This is a genomic window from Flavobacterium sp. LK-23, assembly GCF_058135255.1.
The window spans coordinates 161,926-182,853 of record NZ_JBYUVT010000001.1; the positions used below are offsets into that span (position 1 = coordinate 161,926).

The 20,928-nt window shown below is 35.6% G+C and carries 12 protein-coding genes and 1 pseudogene; 3 read left to right on the plus strand and 10 right to left on the minus strand.

From position 1 onward, the window contains the following. The first annotated feature begins 46 nt into the window (after positions 1 to 46). Both AC3Y25_RS00665 and AC3Y25_RS00670 read left to right on the plus strand, forming a co-directional pair. On the plus strand, positions 47 to 1,834 hold the full coding sequence (locus AC3Y25_RS00665; RefSeq protein ID WP_489901404.1) for a 1-deoxy-D-xylulose-5-phosphate synthase: 1,788 nt from the start codon (positions 47 to 49) through the stop codon (positions 1,832 to 1,834). 34 nt (positions 1,835 to 1,868) lie between these two features. Next, complete coding sequence (locus tag AC3Y25_RS00670; RefSeq protein WP_095928045.1) at positions 1,869 to 2,870, plus strand: DUF3078 domain-containing protein; 1,002 nt, start codon at positions 1,869 to 1,871, stop codon at positions 2,868 to 2,870. 63 nt (positions 2,871 to 2,933) lie between these two features. Here AC3Y25_RS00670 and AC3Y25_RS00675 read toward each other — a convergent pair whose 3' ends face one another. From AC3Y25_RS00675 to AC3Y25_RS00710, 8 genes and pseudogenes are all read right to left on the minus strand, one after another. Next, positions 2,934 to 4,280, minus strand: a complete 1,347-nt coding sequence (locus AC3Y25_RS00675) for a deoxyguanosinetriphosphate triphosphohydrolase (RefSeq protein WP_095928204.1) — start codon at positions 4,278 to 4,280, stop codon at positions 2,934 to 2,936. A gap of 98 nt (positions 4,281 to 4,378) precedes the next feature. Further along, a pseudogene (locus tag AC3Y25_RS00680) lies at positions 4,379 to 4,567 on the minus strand (Lrp/AsnC ligand binding domain-containing protein); the annotation flags it as partial. A 48-nt stretch (positions 4,568 to 4,615) separates the two neighbouring features. After that, complete coding sequence (locus tag AC3Y25_RS00685) at positions 4,616 to 4,735, minus strand: transposase-like zinc-binding domain-containing protein (RefSeq protein ID WP_489901405.1); 120 nt, start codon at positions 4,733 to 4,735, stop codon at positions 4,616 to 4,618. A 187-nt stretch (positions 4,736 to 4,922) separates the two neighbouring features. Beyond that, positions 4,923 to 5,396, minus strand: a complete 474-nt coding sequence (locus AC3Y25_RS00690; RefSeq protein ID WP_489901406.1) for a hypothetical protein — start codon at positions 5,394 to 5,396, stop codon at positions 4,923 to 4,925. A gap of 353 nt (positions 5,397 to 5,749) precedes the next feature. Next, positions 5,750 to 6,253 (minus strand): hypothetical protein, encoded by a 504-nt coding sequence (locus AC3Y25_RS00695; RefSeq protein WP_489901407.1) that lies wholly within the window; start codon positions 6,251 to 6,253, stop codon positions 5,750 to 5,752. Then, positions 6,246 to 7,814: an RHS repeat domain-containing protein gene (locus AC3Y25_RS00700; RefSeq protein ID WP_489901408.1), complete on the minus strand. Its 1,569-nt coding sequence runs from the start codon at positions 7,812 to 7,814 to the stop codon at positions 6,246 to 6,248. Before AC3Y25_RS00700 ends, AC3Y25_RS00695 begins: the two co-directional genes overlap by 8 nt. A 236-nt stretch (positions 7,815 to 8,050) precedes the next feature. Further along, positions 8,051 to 8,500 (minus strand): hypothetical protein, encoded by a 450-nt coding sequence (locus AC3Y25_RS00705; RefSeq protein WP_489901409.1) that lies wholly within the window; start codon positions 8,498 to 8,500, stop codon positions 8,051 to 8,053. 4 nt (positions 8,501 to 8,504) lie between these two features. Further along, positions 8,505 to 10,127 (minus strand): RHS repeat domain-containing protein, encoded by a 1,623-nt coding sequence (locus AC3Y25_RS00710; protein ID WP_489901410.1) that lies wholly within the window; start codon positions 10,125 to 10,127, stop codon positions 8,505 to 8,507. A 45-nt stretch (positions 10,128 to 10,172) separates the two neighbouring features. Between AC3Y25_RS00710 and AC3Y25_RS00715 the strand changes: the two genes are divergently transcribed. Continuing rightward, positions 10,173 to 10,346, plus strand: coding sequence for a hypothetical protein (locus AC3Y25_RS00715; RefSeq protein ID WP_489901411.1), 174 nt, complete (start codon positions 10,173 to 10,175; stop codon positions 10,344 to 10,346). Positions 10,347 to 10,498: 152 nt separating this feature from the next. Here AC3Y25_RS00715 and AC3Y25_RS00720 read toward each other — a convergent pair whose 3' ends face one another. Both AC3Y25_RS00720 and AC3Y25_RS00725 read right to left on the minus strand, forming a co-directional pair. Then, positions 10,499 to 10,948, minus strand: coding sequence for a hypothetical protein (locus tag AC3Y25_RS00720; RefSeq protein WP_489901412.1), 450 nt, complete (start codon positions 10,946 to 10,948; stop codon positions 10,499 to 10,501). An 8-nt stretch (positions 10,949 to 10,956) separates the two neighbouring features. Beyond that, a complete protein-coding gene (locus tag AC3Y25_RS00725) occupies positions 10,957 to 20,889 on the minus strand; it encodes a SpvB/TcaC N-terminal domain-containing protein (protein WP_489901413.1) in 9,933 nt (3,310 codons plus the stop codon). Positions 20,890 to 20,928: the final 39 nt, after the last annotated feature.

Consider the following 20,928-nt stretch of genomic DNA (forward strand, 5'->3'; position numbering starts at 1 on the left):
ACAGAGAAATTAAATTTAAAACCGTAAATTTGCTTTTTACCATACAATGAAAAGCGATTTACTTTCAAACATATACAATCCTGCCGATTTACGTCTTTTAAAAGAAGAACAGCTTACTCAGGTTGCTCAAGAACTACGTCAATTTATTATTGATATCGTTTCTGTAAAAGAAGGGCATTTGGGGGCTAGTTTGGGCGTTGTAGAGCTTACAATTGCTTTGCATTATGTTTTTAACACTCCAGATGATTTATTGGTTTGGGATGTTGGACATCAAGCTTACGGACATAAAATATTGACCGAAAGAAGAGAAAACTTTCATACCAACAGGCAAATCGAAGGTATTTCTGGTTTCCCAAAAAGAAGCGAAAGCATTTACGATACTTTTGGCGTTGGGCATTCTTCCACTTCTATTTCTGCAGCTTTAGGAATGGCGATTGCTTCTAAGCTAAAAGGTGATTTTGACAAAGAACATATTGCTGTAATTGGCGATGCTTCTATTGCAAGCGGAATGGCGTTTGAAGGACTTAATCATGCTGGAGTTACCGATGCAAATATTTTGGTTATTCTAAATGACAATGCGATCGGAATTGATCCCAGTGTTGGCGCTTTAAAACAATATCTGACTTCTGTTAAAAACGGAAAAAATCCAAGACAAAATAATATCATCAAGTCTTTAAATTTTGATTATTCTGGTCCAATAGATGGTCATGATCTTCCGAAATTAATAAAAGAATTAAATCGTTTAAAAAAGATTAAAGGCCCAAAATTCCTTCATATCGTAACTACAAAAGGGAAAGGCTTGCTTCAGGCTGAAGAAAATCAGGTAAAATATCACGCACCTGGAAAGTTTGATGCTTCGACTGGCGAAATTCATTTAAAATCGGAAGAAAATCTTCCTCCAAAATATCAAGATGTTTTTGGCTTGACCATTTTAGATTTAGCCAAAAAGAATGAAAAAATAATCGGAATTACTCCTGCAATGCCATCTGGAAGTTCATTAAAATTTATGATGGACGAATTGCCAGATCGTGCCTTTGATGTTGGAATTGCCGAGCAACATGCTGTTACATTAGCAGCTGGTATGGCAACTCAGGGAATGATTGTTTACTGCAATATTTATTCGACTTTTTTACAGCGTGCATACGATCAAGTGATTCATGATGTGGCGCTGCAAAACCTTCCTGTTATTTTTTGTTTGGACAGAGCAGGTTTAGTTGGAGAAGATGGAGCAACGCATCACGGTGTTTTTGACATTGCGTATCTGCGTTCGATTCCGAATATGATTATCTATGCGCCTTTAAACGAAATTGAACTTCAAAACATTTTGTATACTGCGCAATTAGGATTAGATCATCCAATTGCAATTCGATATCCAAGAGGTCGAGGTGTACTGCCAAATTGGGAAGTAGAAAATTTCGGACATTACAAAAAAATAAATTTAGGCGAAGCAAAATGTTTAAAAGATGGTACAAAAGTTGCTGTACTGTCGACCGGAACAATTGGAAATAATGTTATAGAAGCACTCAAAGAATCAACCCATTCTGATGAGATTGCCCATTACAACTTTAGCTTTATTAAACCACTAGATACCAATACATTAACCACTATATTTAAAACTTTTAAAAACATTATTACAATCGAAGATGGAGTTAAAAATGGTGGTTTTGGAAGTGCTGTTTTAGAATTTGCAGCATCAAATAATTTTAAAAATTCGATTGAAATTTTGGGTGTTCCAGACCAATTTATTGAGCATGGAACAGTAAATCAATTACAACAATTGTGTAAAATTGACGTTAAAAATTTAATAAATCTTTTTTCTAACGGTTCAAAATAATTATTTTGCGATACCAAAACAAAAATTACCTATAATGAAATTATTGCGTTCTACCCTTTTGCTATTATTGCTTTTGTGTACTTCTAATAACTTTGCCCAGATTATACAAACAACTCTAAGCCCCAATCAAGCACCTAAACCGCCTTCAAACTGGACAGAAAAAAACCAACTTGGTTTTGACCTTTCACAAATAGCTTTTGTAAACTGGAGCGCGGGGGGAACAAGTTCTATCTCTGGATTATTTAAAGGAGAATTCTCTAGAACTTATTTGAAAGGAAATCATAAATGGTTCAACGAACTTATTATGAAATATGGTCTAAACAAACAAGAAGATATTGAAACGAGAAAAACAGATGATGCGATTCAATTGAACTCTACGTACGGTTTTAGAAAAGATACCGCTTCAAATTGGTACTACTCAGCAAAGTTTAACTTCAATACGCAGTTTACCAACGGTTACAATTATCCTAATCGAGACGTTCCTATTTCTAGACCTTTTGCGCCAGCATATGTCTTTTTAGGAGCCGGAGCAGAGAATTCAAATAAAGAAAAAAACAGAACATTTTATTTCTCACCAATTACTTTAAAGACTACATTGGTATTAGATCAAAATTTGGCAAACCAAGGTTCTTTTGGTGTTAAAAAAGCCGTTTATGCGCCAGATCCTTTAGATCCAACTCAGCAAATTTTGATTGAAGAAGGTCAAAAGGTAAAAGCCGAATTTGGTATCCTTTTTACTGCCTACATGAAAAACGAAATCTATAAAAATGTTTTTTACGAAAACAGACTTTCCTTATATACTGACTATTTAAATCGATTCGGAAATGTCGACATTGATTATGATACACGTCTAGATTTGGTTGTAAATGCTTATGTCAAAGCAAATATTGGCGTTCATTTAATTTACGATGATGACATTAAAAACAAAAAAGACGTTATTGATCCTGCCACAGGAACAAAAAGTCAAGTTACTGAAGGTCCAAGAATGCAGTTAAAACAAGTCCTTGGTGTTGGTTTGGTTTATGCCTTCAAATAAAGAAACCAATAAAAATAAAAAAGCTTCTTTTAGAATATTTATTTCTGAAAGAAGCTTTTTTATTTAACGCTTTTTTTGTCCTTGAATCATTTCATAGAGTTCAAGCGCATTTCCGTCTGTTAAGAGCGAAACATAATGGCAGATATGCAATAAACGCTCATATAAATTGGTTTTCTCTAAATGATGTTTTTCTGGAAGCATTTTCAAAATCAACTTATCGTAGTTGGAGGCAGTTCCATCATATTTATTATTAAATGCTGTAATAAATTTATCCAACAGCGTTTGAATAATCTGGTAACCTACAATTTCTTTTTCGATTACTTCTCTGCTCTGGTATATTTTTTCAACACTCAGTTTGATAATATCATTCATCTGCGCTTTGTATTTGCTTTTATCTGTTAAAGCATAAGGAAAATTTCCCGCCAGAATTGCTTCTTCATTTTCAACAAAAACATTTACAGCATCATTAATCAAAGTTCCAATTGCCAAAGCTCTCAAATAACTGATACGATCTTCTTTTGTAGTTAACGATTTGTATTTAGAAACCCCAATATTATCTTTTACAAGATTAATTAAATATTCTAAAGCAAAATCTTCAGAAACCAAACCTAAATTAATTCCGTCTTCAAAATCAATAATCGTATAGCAAATATCATCTGCAGCTTCAACCAAATACGCTAGAGGATGTCTTTCAAAACCAATATCGTCTCCAGATTTATTGGCAATCATTCCCATATCTTTGGCAACTTCTTCAAAGAATAATTTATCTGTTTGAAAGAAACCGTATTTCTTATCGGCGATATTATTGGTCGGCTTTTTCGGAAGACTCTCTTTCGGATATTTCATAAAAGCCCCCAAAGTAGCATACGAAATACGAAGTCCGCCTTCAATTCCAGGGCGGCTTGCGGTTAAAACTGAAAATCCGTTTGCATTTCCTTCAAAATCAATTAAATCTTGCCATTGCTTATCTGTTAGCTGATTTCTATATTTCTGCCCATTTCCGATAGCAAAATATTCGCCAATTGCTTTTTCGCCAGAATGTCCAAAAGGCGGGTTTCCGATATCGTGCGCTAAAGAAGCCGCAGCCACAATTGCACCAAAATCGTTCATATGATAACCATGAACTTCTTTTAAATAAGGGTATTTTTCAATGATTTTTTTTCCAACCAAACGTCCAAGCGAACGACCTACAACAGAAACTTCCAAACTATGCGTTAAACGCGTGTGCACGAAATCGGTTTTAGAAAGCGGAATAACTTGTGTCTTATCTTGCAAACTTCTAAAAGCGGCAGAGAATATAATTCGGTCGTAATCGACTTCAAATCCTAAACGAGTATCATCTTGTTCTACACGTAATCTTTTGCTTGTATCTCCCTGACGTTTTAATGATAAAAGTTGTTCCCAGTTCATTTTAATTTTTGATTGTAGATTAACGATTTTAGATTTTTGATCTAAATTGCTGATTTTAGATTTCAAAAATACGTTTTATTTTAGGATTTTCTTCTGCTTTAAAATTCTAAAGCGGTGCTGTGTTTGATTTCTCCCATTACAAAAATACTGTTGGTATTTCCAATGTTTTCAATCGTTGACAGCTTATTCATTACAAAATCCTGATAACTAGTCATATCTTGCACCAAGATCTTGAGCATAAAATCGTAATCGCCAGAAATATTGTAACATTCTATAATTTGACTTAATACCTTTAAATAGTTTTTGTTTTTTATGTCAACAAATAAGGCCGAATATTAGTTCTGATTCAATTGTTGTTTCTTTTTGCAAACCTTGCATTTATAACGCTGAATTCCGTTAGACTGACCTCCATTTTTATTACATTTTCCTCCGCAAAATCTACACTCTACATCCATGCCCTAATTTGATACACTTAATCAGTTTCACCTTATTTTTCAATGCTTAAAAAATAAGAAAGGCACCCCTAAGGTTGCCTCATTTTTTATAAAAATTAATATTCATTCTACTCTAATGTTCTTAAAAGTTCATTTATTTAAATTGCCCTAATCTGATACATTACCCCTAATCTGATAATTATACCCTCTATCTCAAAAAGTTTTCCTTAAAACTATTATTTTCTAATAGTTCTGGATAATATACCGTTAATTCTGTAATAACCTTTTTCCTGAAATTTGCATGAGCTTTTTTAAACGAGCTATATTTACAATTTATAACGTAAATCCCTCCATTTCCCTCCTTAATTTCTAAATTATCAGGCAATGTATACTTAAAGTAATTACTATTACTATAATAATCACAAGATACTAAAGAAAAAACATAGTTAGGTTCTTCTTTGTAAGAAAACATATTTTCAAACTGCAATAAATAATCAATAACTCCTGTTTCAAGTAACATAAAATTTCTCTTTTGACTATTTGCTGAATCAAAAAAAATAAATATTCTTCCGTTACAAATTCCTTTTAACCAATCAATATCATATTCTTCGATATTACCAGCTTTTCTCTCAGACTCAACAACATTTAAATCTAATTTATAATCAAAAATTATTTCTCCCATAATATCATTATTACCCGCTGTGCGAAGTCTCCCGACTTCTTACCCGCTCCAATATAACTTATACAACTTTTATACTGCTATCTTTCAAAGATTGCTTTATTATTCAACATTAACCACCCTCAAAAGCCTAATCTTAAACAGAATAAGACAAAAAACCTTTTATTTTTATGCCCTAATCTGAAACACTCGAGAGTAAAAACCTCATTTTAAAACCGTTTAAAACTCTAAAAACAAAAAAGACAGCCCGAAGGCTGTCTGATTTTTTATAAAAATTAATATTTATCCTTTACTCTAAAGCTCTCAAAAGCACATTTCTTGAAAATGCCCTAATCTGATACATTAATTACCACACATTACCAATATACAATTGGAAAATAAGGCTTTTTAAAATCTTTAATAATATTAGAAAATTGAGAGTCATTTGCATCAAGCCAACCATATTTATAACTTTGAAGCCCTTCTCTTTTACTATCTATAACAATGTAACTTCTAAAAACTATTGTATCGTTTCTATAAACTATCAATTCGTTTAAGACCGTTGCCATATCACTTTCAGCATACTTAAGTGAAACTGTATTTAGCTTTCTAATTAAGTTAATATTTTTCGTTGTTAAATATTTTCCATACGGTATCTTTGTAGATATTTCATCTCTTTCTTCTATTATTATCGAAGCTTTCCAGTCGTTTCCATCGTCAAAATTAAAGGAATTAAAAAGATTTATTCTATCTCCTTTACTGAATTTATTATAGATTAAATTATCCGATATGTCAGGTCTTGTGTGAATTAGGATCGGATTATATATAAAGTATATATAAATAAAGATCACAAGAAAACTAAAAATTACTTTTTTATTCATCTCTTGTTCCTTTAACAGTTACTATTTTTCCATTATTTTCTTTTACTAATTGTTCATCAGATCTAACCCCACCGTCATATTGAACTCTGACACTACTGCCATTAACCGTTGACTTGCTATCAACTTTTGATTGAAGTTTATCAACAACACTATCATCAAAAATCCATGATTTATCAACATCTGTTCGACAACCACCAACTACATTTATCCACGATCCGCTAGAAAAAGAATCAGCGTTAAAGTTATTTGGATCTAATGCACCTTTATCTTCTGGATATCCTGGGTTTAGGTTACTCGGTTTTGCATGTCCAATATAATAAAAACTTGTAATTTTATCATTACTTCTTGAACTACCACCTGACTTATTATTTACATAATCAGTAATTTCTTCAACAGTAGAAATAACCTTCATCGTAACACCAGCCTTTTTTGCTAATTTTTGATACTTAGACAATAGTTCCTTCGTATAACCATGTTTCTGTGATCCATCATTGTAAACTAACCATGTGACTTTCTCAGATTTTGATTGTCTGTGTTTTAATGCTCCTTTTACTCTATCTAACCCATTAATTAAAAAATGTTCTTTATTAGAATGAGATCCCGGTTGTCCTGAAAGAACAATTCCTTCCTTCCCATTTGGATCAATAACGTTCAGTGGATTATTGTAACAATAGGTATACGAAGAATATTCGGGGTATTTCTCTCTCAAAGGATCCACAGATATAAAAATCGAAAGTTTCGGATCTTGGTAACGTGCCCCAAAGTAGTAAAGTCCAGTCTCTCTATCCAACTCCTTAGAAGTAAACAAATAAGGCGTATTCCATTTCGCATTTTTCTCTTCTAAGAAAACTTCCCCGAAAGGCACATACTCAATATGCTGAACTACTTCACCATCTAAGTTGCTAATGTACGAAGAACTTCCCAAATAATCAGGATGGTAATAAAACTGTTGTAGCTCCGCATTATCATTTTTACCCGCCATAAGTTTACCAGTTGTAGAACCTGATGTCCCAGAACTTGTTTCCCCAGAAGGATTACAACAGAAACCAATTCCATTTACATAATCATTGTTGTCCAAACCATAATAAGGCACTTCAAAAGTATCATAATTAGCTTTTACAACTTCTAAAGACTTTTTATACTTAGCATCATAATTCACTTTCACGCCAGAGAATGATTCTCCCGCTTTTTCTACTCTTCTCGGATCTGCTCCGTAAGAATCAAAATCTCCAAGTTTCGAAACTATTCTTTGGCTTCCAATATAAATGTGTTTCGTATATCTTCCGCCGTTTTGTGCAACCAAATAAGGATTTACATAAAGCGTAAAGTCTGATGTAGAAGTTTTACCTCCCGCAAAAACAGAATTTACAAAAATACCCTGTCCGCCTCCTGAAAGTTTCGTTACTCGCTCGCCTCCCGCATCGTAAGTATAGTTAGAAACATAACCATTAATGTCAACAGCACCTAAACAATTTTCTTCATCCCAGATAAATTTCTTCTCTTGGGCTTTTTCATTTACTTTACTGTCAGTTTTAACCTCATCAATGTTCACATAAATCATGTTCCCGTTTTTTAAACAACCTTCTTTTTAACAACACATAGCTTCAAAGATTGCACAATTATTTTATAACAAAAACCCGCAAAAGTTTAATCTTGAACACAATAAGACAAAATTTTTTCCTAAAACTTATATAACAAAAAAACCTCGCATTACTGCGAGGTATAATTTTCTATTCTTAAATTTTATAGTTTAATATGTGACCTAATCTGATACATTACCCATTACCGGCACGTTCTTTATTTTTTTATTCCATAGCGTTCAGGATGTTTTCTTATAAAGGAAGGAATCGTGTTTTCATAATCTATTAGCTTCTTAATTAAATCTAACATTTCTTTATCATCTTTCACTTTTACGCCATTTTTATAAGTATTAAAATATTCTCCTAAACATAATGTATCAACTTTACCTTCATTATGAATAATGACTTTTATCCTAGCATCAATACCAGTTGTATCCTCAACTTTTTCATACCGATTGCATAGTGTGTTAATTTTTTTAAAATTGATTTCATCATCTATTTTTTTATAATTTAAATCATCTTTTAAAGCATAGTCAGCAATCATCCCGCAAGGATAACTCATTGGTGTACTTATATTGGGACCTAAATAATAAACTTCTAAATATTGGGAACTTTTTTTAGTAGAACACCCAAATATTAAAAACAACAATATACATATATATTTCATAAAATCATTTGTTATATTTTTCTGTATCCTCAATTCCAAACCCAGGATAGAAAGTCCCTTGAGAATGTTGTTCCATCAAAATTTTATACGTTTTTTTATTATCGACTTTGGTGGAAGTAGGAGATACGGTTATAACAGGTAGGCCTTTATGATTCTCTCTAGTTTTTTGTGCTCCCCTAATCTCTCCATTAGCTTTAGCTGTCCTTTGCTCTCCTCTAGATATAACTCTTTTTTCTTCCTTATTATCATACATTATATCAGTAGCAATTTTGAGTTTAAACTTTGATTTAGGGCTAATTGCATCTGCTAGAGCATGATCTGCTTCATGTTCTAATATTGTAGCTGGAGATAAAACAAAACCATTTGTTGTTAATAAACCAGAATTTGGATTCCAATCTACTAAATTAAAATTATTCCCGAAACTTTCTTGCTTACTTATCCTATTTTCTTGGATATTTACTACTATACTCTTAGTCTCAGCAATAATTTTCATGGCGTCTCCTCCTCCATTTCCTACAGTGTAATTATATGCGTCAACAAAATCCCTTACAAATTGATTGTCTGGTAATACTGTAGCACCTCCTGTAAAAACAAATATTTGATCTTTTCCTTGCTTATCAACATAATTAATAAGCCAATCTTTACCATCTGGATCAATAAATTTCACAGGATTATTAGCAACATAAGCATAAGAAGAATATTCAGGATGTTTCTCCGCCAACGGATCAACAGAAATAAAAATTCCAAGTTTCGGATCTTGGTATCTCGCCCCGTAGTAGTACAATCCTGTTTCTCTATCAAGCTCTTTCGAAGTAAACAAATACGGTGTATTCCATTTCGCATTCTTTTCCTCTAGGAAAATTTCTCCAAAAGGCACGTATTCAATATGCTGGACCACTTCTCCATCCAGATTGCTAATGTACGAAGAACTTCCCAAATGATCAGGGTGATAATAAAACTGTTGCAATTCTGCATTGTCATTCTTGCCTGCCATCAGTTTCCCTGTTGTAGAACTAGATGAACTAGAACTTGTTTCCCCAGAAGGATTACAGCAGAAACCAATTCCATTTACATAATCATTGTTATCCAAACCATAATAAGGCACTTCAAAAGTATCATAATTAGCTTTTACAACTTCGAGAGATTTCTTGTATTTAGCATCGTAATTCACTTTCACGCCAGAAAAAGATTCTCCTGCTTTCTCTACTCTTCTAGGATCTGCTCCATAAGAATCAAAATCGCCAAGTTTCGAAACTATTCTTTGGCTTCCAATATAAATGTGTTTCGTATATCGACCGCCATTTTGCGCCACTAAATATGGGTTAACATACAATGTAAAATCACTCGTAGAAGTTTTTCCACCTGCAAAAACAGAGTTTACAAAAATGCCCTGACCTCCGCCAGATAACTTCGTTACACGCTCACCGCCTGCATCGTAAGTATAATTGCTCACGTAGCCATTAATGTCAACAGCTCCAAGTCTGTTTTCTTCATCCCAGATAAATTTCTTCTCTTGGGCTTTTTCTGCAATCTGACCGTTAATCTTAACTTCTTCGGTATTTACATAAATCATGTTACCATTGGCATTATAAACAAAGATTGTTTTATTCTTTAAAATTAAAAGCAAGCAAAAGTTTTTTTTACAACAATATAAGACATAAAAAAACTGCTCATGGCTGAGCAGTTTTCTTTTCTATTCTTTATCGATTCTCTTTACGGGCACGGAAAGAATTTCCGCGCTATCGTTGCGCATATCCGAGCCATCTGGGATCTAACGCTTCAATTTACCATTATCGCGGGCATTTTTTCAAAAAAAATGCAGATTCTCATTGCTTTTTTTACATAAAAAAACCTCGCATTTCTGCGAGGTTTAATTTTTCTATTCTTTGTCGATTCCCTTTGCGGGTACAAAGTCGGGAGACTTCGCACAGCGCTCAAAACAGCTTATCAAACTCTTCGAAGAGCGGGAGGTTTAATTTTTATTTTATATAAAAATACCTAATCTGATACATTCCCAAATATTGTATTCTTTTTCACAAAGTCAACATCATATGTGTCAGTAATTATATAAATTACTGAATTGTAACTTTCTTTATTTTTCTTATATTCAAATCTATAATTATGAGATTTCGAATTAACAACAAAAAAATCTGAATTTTGAAGATCGTCTGGAATCGCTGTATACAATTCGGCTGTATCGTCTTTTATTCGATAAGGATAAATTCCTCCTTTTAAAATCTTATCGAATTCCTTAACGCTAGATTTCGTAAGTTTTAACCGAATAATTCCAAAAGAATGATTGTCAGATTGTTTAATATCTGTCACAGTTCCTTCAAAAAAAACATTGTTATCTAAATATTTATCTAAATTATCCCATTTTTTATCAGATTGCCTATTAAAATAAACTACTATAAATATAAAAATAATAATTAAGATTATGTATCGCATGTATTTCATCATTTTCTTTTATTATATGTTTTTACCTTATCAATCGTACCCGTCGTTATAGCAGAAGCCCAAGGGCTTACTGCATTAAAAGCTCTATCCATAAAACTTCTTTCATTTGTAGGTTTAACATCATTTATTAACCAAGTTCTAGATAAACTTCCATTTGCTGAGCCTAAATTTCCTCCAGCTCCAACTCCAACATTGAAGCCTACTGAAACGCCTCTCCATCCAGTCTTACCTCCACTTGTAAATGAATTGATACTTACACCACCACCAACAATAAATTTAACATCAGCTGATACTCCTTTTGAAAAAGATATCCCCTCATAAGATGTAGGATTAAAAGGCTTGGTATCGGTATTATATGCGACAAACACACTTCCCCCAATACTTGCTGAAATATTTGCTTGTGCTCCAAAAGAAAAATTCTCATGAACTCCTGCATAAACATAATTGTAATTACTATACTTTTCATTAGAAAATTGTACTGTAGATATTTCTAATCCGACTCCTCCTCCGAAAGCAGCTGCTGCACCCGCATCTCCCTGCACTGTATATCCAACCGCAAATCTACTTGGGTCAACATTTCCAATACCAACATCTACTGTAGTATTCTTTTTTATGTCAAATGGAACATTATAAACTTTGTCCTTGCCCGCAGTTTTTATACGTAATTCTTTTTTATCAGTCCCTCTAATAACAATATCATCAGGATCATTACCATCAGGATCTACAAACTTAACTGGATTATTAAATGCATAATTGTATGATGACCAATTTGGATATTTTTCAGCCATTTGGTCAACTGATTTCATCATTCCATCTTTCGGATCTTGGTAACGTGCCCCAAAGTAGTATAAACCAGTCTCTCTATCCAACTCCTTAGAAGTAAACAAATACGGCGTATTCCATTTCGCATTTTTCTCTTCTAAGAAAACTTCCCCAAAAGGCACATACTCAATATGCTGTACAACTTCGCCGTCTAAATTAGTGATATAAGATGAACTTCCCAAATGATCAGGATGGTAATAGAATTGCTGTAACTCTGCATTGTCATTCTTTGCTGTCATTTTCCCTGTTGGAGAACTGGAAGTTCCAGCATCTCCCAAAGGATTACAGCAGAATCCAAGACCATTCACATAATCATTATTATCTAAACCGTAATATGGCACTTCAAAAGTATCATAATTAGCTTTTACAACATCTAATGACTTCTTGTATTTAGCATCGTAATTCACTTTCACGCCAGAGAATGATTCTCCTGCTTTTTCTACTCTTCTCGGATCTGCTCCGTAAGAATCAAAATCTCCAAGTTTCGAAACTATTCTCTGCGAGCCAATATAAATATGTTTCGTATAGCGACCGCCATTCTGCGCCACTAAATATGGGTTAACATACAATGTAAAATCTGATGTAGAGGTTTTTCCTCCAGCAAAAACAGAGTTTACAAAAATTCCCTGTCCTCCGCCAGATAACTTAGTTACTCTTTCTCCTCCAGCATCGTAAGTATAATTACTCACGTAGCCATTAATGTCAACAGCTCCAAGTCTGTTTTCTTCGTCCCAGATAAATTTCTTCTCTTGGGCTTTTTCATTTACTTTTCCGTCAGTTTTAACCTCATCAGTATTCACATAAATCATGTTCCCGTTTTTGTCGTAAACATATTTGTTGTTTTTATTCTTGTCGACTTTCGGGTCGGTGTTTTTAGTTCTGTATTCCGTTTCTGTTACATTGTCCAACTGGTGTTTGTTCGTACTATTATAATTATAGTTCATTGTGTAACCTGCTTTCAATGCGCTTGTTTCTGTTACTTTATTCTGCATCACGTTTTGTGTTTTGCTCACAATATTGTGCAGATCGTCGTATTTCATTTCCAGATTGTAATTGGCTGTTTTCTGGTCGGCTCCTGTGTAAACTCCACTGGCAGATGTCAGCTGGTACAGATTATCATACGCATAATTGTGCGCCATCATTCCGCCCATTTTATTGCTTACGCCAGCTGCGCTGTTAGTAACATTGAGTACGTTACTTACTTTATCATACTGATACTTATTGTTCATGAACATTCTTGGTGTATTATTACCCTGATATCCTGTTCCTGAAGCCACAGTCATATTATCGAGTCTTCTTCTTAATGGCTCGTAATTGTACTTCGTTTCCGTTCCGTTGCAATATTTTAAATAGCTTCTCTGCTCAAATTTATCGTAGCCAATTTTGTTGACATAGTTGTAGCTGTACGCTTTTTTTCCTGCAACGGTTTGTAACAATCCGCCTGAATTATAGGTGTAACTTATTTTCTCCTGATCAGGATAAATCATTTCCTGAAGACGGTTCCACGAATCGTATTTCCAGCTCGTTACATAGGTTGCTACAGCAGAATTAGGTACAATTACCGTTCTGCGGATGCTCTCGATCTCGCCCATCACGCCATATGAAAACTCTTGCGCTCCTGTGGCATCTTCCATCAGAATCAGTCTTCCTTTACGGTTCTGGCTTTCGTTTTTAGAACCAAAAACATAACGTACATCGTTCTGGGGATTCTCCGGATAATGGATATTGGTTAATCGGTTAAACTCGTATTCATACGTAATCTTTTTGCTTTTGGCTTCCAGATTTGCCGTTTGCCTTTCCAGTAAATTGCCTAAAGCATCAAACTTAAACGTGCTTTTTCCTGCATCGGGCTGGATGACTTCTATTCTCTTGTCGGCTAGATCGTATTTGCTCAATGTCTGCTGTCCCTGAGCATCGGTTACGGCAATATTTCTTCCTATTCCGTCATAACCAAATTGTGTCATTACACTATTGGCATCCAAAGTTTTCATGGTCAGTCCTGAACCGTTGGCATAGCTTGAATTGGTATTATTCAACGCATCGGTTACTTCTGTTTTCAATAAACCGCTTTCAATCGTGTACGCCATTTTGGTTTCTGCACCGTCAGGCAGAGTCGTTGCAACTGGTCTGTCCAGAATATCATACGTGGTTTTAGTCGGCTCTACCGAATCAAAACTGTCCATCAATTTATTCCAGTCGCCAAGCGGTGCAGTCTGCGGGTAATATGCCGCTTTTACGCGCCCGAAAGCATCAAACTTCGCTCGTCCCGAAACAATCATCACATCACTCTGCTGGTCAGGTGTTTTAGTATCGGTAATTGCCCCATCTTTTTTCACCTGGATCGCTCTTCCCAGTCCGTCCACAAAAGTCACCGTTTCAATAGGATCATTCGGGTGCTGTGCATCAAAATGTTTGGTTCTTGCATAAGCCGTTCGGGTTATATTCCCGTTAGAAACTGTTGTTGTCGGGAAATATTCCATCGCGATGGTATACGGCTGTGCTGCTGCGGCTTCTTTCGGGCTCTGAACTTTGGTCAGACGTCCAAATTCGTCGATTTCTTTTTTGATCACATAACCGTTTACATCTTCTGTTTCCAGAGCAATTCCGTAACGGTAATCGTAATTTCTCGCATAACTGCGGTATTCAAAATTATCGGAGATTTCCTCTACGTACATTCTAAATTTATCGTCGTAACGGTATTTATAAAACGGACGTTCTTTTTTGTAATTCTCTGGTAATGTTTTCTGCGTTATGTTTCCGTAAGCATCGTATTTAAGATCTGTAACTGCCCATTGGCTGTCATTTAATTTCTGGCTTATTTGCGTGAGATGATTAGCATAATTGGTATCATAAACTGCTTTTACCTCATGCACGGTTACGCCGCCCATAGTGACTTTACTGCTCGTTGGAAGTCCCAGAATATGTTTTGACAAATTAGTAGTATATCCAATTTCTGTCTTATAATTTCCGGTACTGTTGTCTTTAAAACTATAGCTTTTTAAATCCCCAAAATCGCCTGAACCCACATAATACTCATTGTGAATTTCGTTTAATTTCAAAGGTGCTGTACCGCCTTCATATGCCAATGAAGTTATATTTTTAACAGGGTTAAAACTCACTCCTCTGTCTGAACAAATTTTAGCTGTCGGTGTAAAATCGTATTTGTCTCCACTTGCTTTTACGGCATACGAATAATAATCCTGAGTACTCTCTGTATATTTTGCTCCTGTATTGGATCTAGCATTTACACCTTCATTACTTTCCAGAACAGTACTTAGTAATTGTCCGGCATTGTAATAATCGGACACATCATAGTTTTGCGTTAAGGTTCTGTATACTTTATCGCCATTTTCGGTATCGATGTTTTGTGTTTTCACTTCGCCAAAGCCAAGGAAACTTCTTTCGTGGCGTTCGTATCTCCCTTTTGCATAAGCAAATTGTGTTTTCATATCAGGACCGTCACTTGCAATTCCGTCTTTTACCACCACACTCTGCATGACCCATTTTCCTCCCGGATGATCATAAGTTGGTGTACTGCGACTGTAGTCGACAATAAATTCCCCTCCCAATGGCGTATGAACTGATTTTAATTTATTGGTACGCGCAATGGTAGAACGTTTTACATTCAATAAATCATCTGTAGTCGAAGTTAAATAATCCGGGAATCCGTCACCATCAATATCCTGCAGTTGTGATTCTGTACGATTGCTTGAAAGTCCTGCACTATCTCCTGGGTTTAAAGCCAATTTCATTAATGTAACAGGAATAGGAATTGTGTAGGATATATTTAGGGATTCTGCTGTCGAAGAAGATTTTCCTAAAACTCCTAAGCCATTCCATGCCATTGGTGCGCTGTAACGGTCTCCCAAGTTCAGACGGACCAAATCATTCTTGAATACCTGATCAACCAGTCCGTCACCATTGACATCCTGCAGACTAAAATCATTTGAGTTAATGTTTTTTACTATACCATAACCTGCACTAAGTGAGGATGAACCAAAATCAACTCCCAGTCCAAGATTATATGAAAATGTCTCGCCTTTTGTTATATCTTCCAGACCATAGTCTATTTCTTCTGTAAAACCGTATCCTAAATTAAGTTTTACTTTTTTATTATTTAATATTTGATCCGGTAATCCGTCGCCATTTACGTCAATCCAAGTTTGTACTGTTTCTTCCTTGCTCGTATCAATCCCTCCTGAAGGTGTAAAATCTGTTTTGCTTTTAGCTTGTTCGGAAGCATTTGTACCACTGTTAGCGTCTTTTATATTCCCTATTTTTGCTGTAACTACGGCAATAGTGTGTTTTACCGCTGCTCCCATTGATAAACCATCAGACTCGCTCTTGCTATTATGCCAGCCATTAATTGAGACGTTTTCTCCGTCAAAACCACCTCTGCTATTGGTCATTTGAATGTTTCTTGTGCTAATAATATCCGGAAAACCATCACCATTCATATCCTGAAAATCACTTACAACTTGTAAGGTTCCCTGTGCTTTACTTCTGGTAAATGGGGTTACACCCGTTTGTGCAGCTGTACTATTTGTTTTTGTTACTTTATCTATTGCAGATGTTCCTGAAGCTTGGGTACAATACAAACTATTGGTATTTATTGTTCCTGTCGAAAAGTTTTCAAGCGGGTTGGTCAACACTACATTGTCTTCTCCCAAACGTGAACTTGATACTATATTTCCATTTACATAAGTTAAATTGTCGGCACCAGACCAATATTTTTTTGTTGTTAGATCCGGAAACATCATATTAAAGATCATTTTTCGAGGATCCATCTCTGCTTTATCAGAATCTGGCAATACCAGTTTACTCTCGTCGATAGGTTTGTTATAACGTCCATCCATGGCATTATAAATAAATTGTCCCCAATGACGCTGCATAGGTCCAAATTTTTCTGTATCGGCTAAAATTGGTGCAAATACCGCTGCTGTAATTGGAGTTCCGTTTACAGTTACGGTTGCTTTTGTAGCTGCCGATACCGGAATAACCCCTAATGCTTCACGATCTGCAAGGGTATATTCGATCCAGATTTTATCACCTTCATTCACGTTTACCTGCAATGGAGCTGCAGAGGTTAATACTCCATTAAGCATATTATAATTGCTTTTTCCGAGCAAAACTCCTGTGCTTGTTTTTGCAGAAAGGGTTACTTTATAGGTAATTCCGTTTGTATTCACTCCTGTTAAATTAGGCACAATTGTAAGGGTGGCTTTTACAGCTGAAGGATACAATTTTCCTTCTATTAAATGATCGGCAAAAAGGCTGTAATCTTGAAAAGGTATCGTTTCATAATCTGATTTCCCGGTAATTACTGCACTATTTAATCCCGTACAATTTGTATCTGAAGGAGTAGGAGTAATTACTGTAAAATTCCCCAAAGGATAATGGGTTAATTTTGCATCCCACATTATTTTATCCCAGGCTACATTTGTATCGCTGGTTATGGCAATTTTCACTTCCTGATAATCGGCTGCAAGAGCAGATAAAATAGTATTGGCCGTCAGTACACTATTTACCGTTTCGACTGCAGAATAGGTTTTACACCAAAGTGTATTAAATGTACCTTCATTGTTTTTGCCTAAAAGGCTTACAGTAACAGCATCACTGGTTACAGGTTTTGTAAAAACGCCTGTGACCTGTACAGCTCCTGCTTCATTTGCTTTCTGGATTACTATATTGGGCGTGCTATTGTCCAGTACAAAACCTTCTGTAGCTTTATAGCTGTAACGCTGCTGTCCGTCAGGATTTGTTGGCAAGCCCGTTCTCGCTACATCGGTGTAGGTAATTACGGGATTCCAGTCGACCTGATCAAAAGCTCCATTGGCCAGATCTGTACGTCCGGACTGAACCCTGAAATATACTTTTTCTCCTTTTTCTATTGTCTGCGAAACTGCCGAAAGATTGGCTGTTGGTGCGACTTTGGTCAAGGATTGTGGTGCGGTAATTTGAACTGCGCCTTTTTGAATTCCAACAAAAACACCGTCTGCCAAGTCATATTCTGCCTGGTCATAAGTTCCTGTTGGCGGTATAAGTGTAGCCGTACTTTCTATTTTTATGGTTCCTGTAAAAGGTGCTTCCCAAACTCTCACTACATCGTGTAAAGGCGAATTGGCTATAGCCTCTGCCTGTTCTGCCGGATCTACTACTGTAAAGCTGGGATCTACTTTTCCACCGCCCATTATAGGACTGGCAGTATCAGAACTTGAAGTGGTGAAAGTTGGAATGGCGTTGCCGTTAAGGTTTACAATATGATTAAAGTACACAACACCGTCGCGCACTATATCTACCAGACCATCATTGTTGACATCCTGGAAATAGGTACTATTGGTAGTTGTACTAGTTTGAAGGCTGGTTCCCGTTGTAGCCATTAATCCTCCAAAACCTATTTTTATGTTCATGCCAAAAGTGAATGCTTTGGATTTAACAAAGCTAAAGTTAGAAACTCCATGTATCTCCAGACGCTCCCCAAAGGTACCATTACCCAAATTAGGTCGATAATATAGGTTACCTGAATCTTTAAAAATTTTATCTGGTAAACCGTCTCCATTAATATCAACCAAAGCCAAAAGTCCTTTTGATTCAGAAGGGGTATATGAAAGACTGGCTCCTGCTGTATTACTTGTAGTTGGTTGAGAATCTACGGGTCCTACACCAACATAGGAAGAAAAACCTCTGGAAGTAGAAACACCTCCTCCTAATGCCGAAATTTTATCGTTAAAAATTACACCATCTTTTGTAAGATCTTTTTTGGTAATCACACCATTTCCGGTTACTCCATCATTTCCAGTATTCCAATCTTCTGTAGTACTACTAAAAGGCACATATCCTTCCGCAGCTTTTACATCATCGTAATAGTCAAAAACATGCTCGTTGAATTTTGCTCCGCTGGCGTCATTCTGCACTATTTTTTCTAACAAGGTTTTCTTGAAGGCTCCATCGTCTTTTTTATAAACAAAATCATAACTACGTAAAGTGGCGCCAAATTGCGTTACTTTAATATTAGTCAGTAATTTATTCTGAGCGATTAAAAACCCATAACGTCCATTATTTGTTTTTACCGTTTTTGTCCCTCCATTGGTAAACAAGATTGCAGCTTGTTCAGTATTATCTTTAGTTCTGTATACAATAGATTCCAGATACATCGACTGACCCGCTAGTTTACCTCCTATATTTTCCGTCGCCGAATTGTACGTATATCGTATGTAATCTCCATGTGTATCTGTCACAGATGTCAGATACCACTCTGCATAACTGCCTCCACCATTTTTATCTTTGATAGCGTACTGATAAGAATATAGAATACCGTTTTTATCTGTTACATGCCAGATATAATTGTTAAAATCACCTATTCTTACAATTTTAGCAAAATTACTTTCTGTTCTTGGGTAAAATTGAACTTCACCTGACTTACGGGCAATTTTATCTCCACGGTGGGCTACACTTGGATTTTGATTGTCCATCTGAACCAGCATTACACCATTCAAACTATAGGTTTCTGTTTCTTCTGTTGCGCTGTAACGCGGTACGCCCCAGCGGGTATCAACGGTGATTTTAGGTATTTGTATGTCCCAGCCTTCACCAAGCCAGCCACTGCCACCATCACTATTATACGTAACGTTGATATCGGGTATCATACCATTTCGAGCAGGAGGCACTTCAATATGATAACTTAAATTGGCTGAACCTTTTTGATTGGCTGTTGGCGGTTGTATCACTTGAATTGCCGCTGTCGGGTCTGCTGCTTTAATGTCATTCATCATCGTTGCTGCAAAACCTTGTGTATCGGGAGATTCTGGTGTTTTGATAACACCATTGATCATATCTGTAAAATGAGTTGTTTTAGAAATAATAATCTGATGGACAACATCAAGACTATCGCGCTCCAAAGCTTCCCAGTGTCCTGTATTTTTGTCAAAAAAGAAGGTACGGATATCTTCCTCGGTATAGCCTGGAGGCAGCAATTCCTTATTATATCCTAATTTTACTAGAGCTCCCTCTGCAAAATGTTCTCCATGAGGCAGGAAACGATATCCTCTTCCGTTGGTTAAATTGGTCATTGTAGGATCTAATGCCGGCAAATCTAAAGATCGCAAAGGTGTAATACTTAATGTTTTATTTTCTAATAAAGCTGTATTGTTCACTTCGATACTGGCTGCTCCTACAGAAAGCATCATTTTTTGGCCTTTTACAAATGTTTTAGCTTGTCCTGCAAGAACATTCATTAAGGGTTCCTGATGCATTACCGAAACAGGTTTTACACTAATATTTTGTTGTAAAGTCTGGCCGTTAGCCGTTATCGTTACTGTTGCTTTTGAATTGTTTTCGATTGGCAAAACCGTTTCAAAAAATCCATTATAATGCGGAATCATTTTTCCGTCAATACTAATTTTGCTGTCCGCAGATAATCCATCAACAAAACCACTTACATAGCTTTCGCCTTTGTAACTTAAGGCTGTCATGTTATCTAACCTAAGTGATTTTGCTTTTCCTTTCTCTATAATAATAGATAAGTTACGAACCTGATATCCGTAAGAAGCATTTTCTGGAAGTGAAAATAATACTGTATTATCGCCAAGATGTAAACTTGAGGCACTGATATATTGTTCCTGCTGGCTCCACTGGTCGCTTTTTTGCACCCAGTTTCCTCCTCTTGAAAATTCATCATTGATACTTATAGCTGCTCCATGATAATCTGAAATTCCTTGTAACTCGTAAACCAGTTTCACACGGTCTTCTGATGCTGGCTTTTCTTTAAGACTAAAATGAAAAATATTGTCTGCCGGATTATCCAAAAGCTTGCCTGCGTAAACTCCAATAACTCCTGCTTTTTCTTCTGCAGGAATAATTTTCTGAGTTACTTTAGCAAAAGTTTTATCTGCGTTTCTAACTAAATTATTAGATGCTGATTGATTTGATACCCCAGCAGATTCAGTATGTTCTTCACTATTGCTAGAACTGCTTTTAGAAGATGTATTAAAAAATACTTCCGTTGCCGATTTAAAATTATAAGCAAGGGCACTCTGCCCAAATATTATAACGGCCAGAACACTTGCGGTGATTCTCTGTATTGTTGATTTTAAGTTTTCTTTCTTTTCCATTTTTACTGGTTTTGGCGTATAACTAATTTTTATTGACTT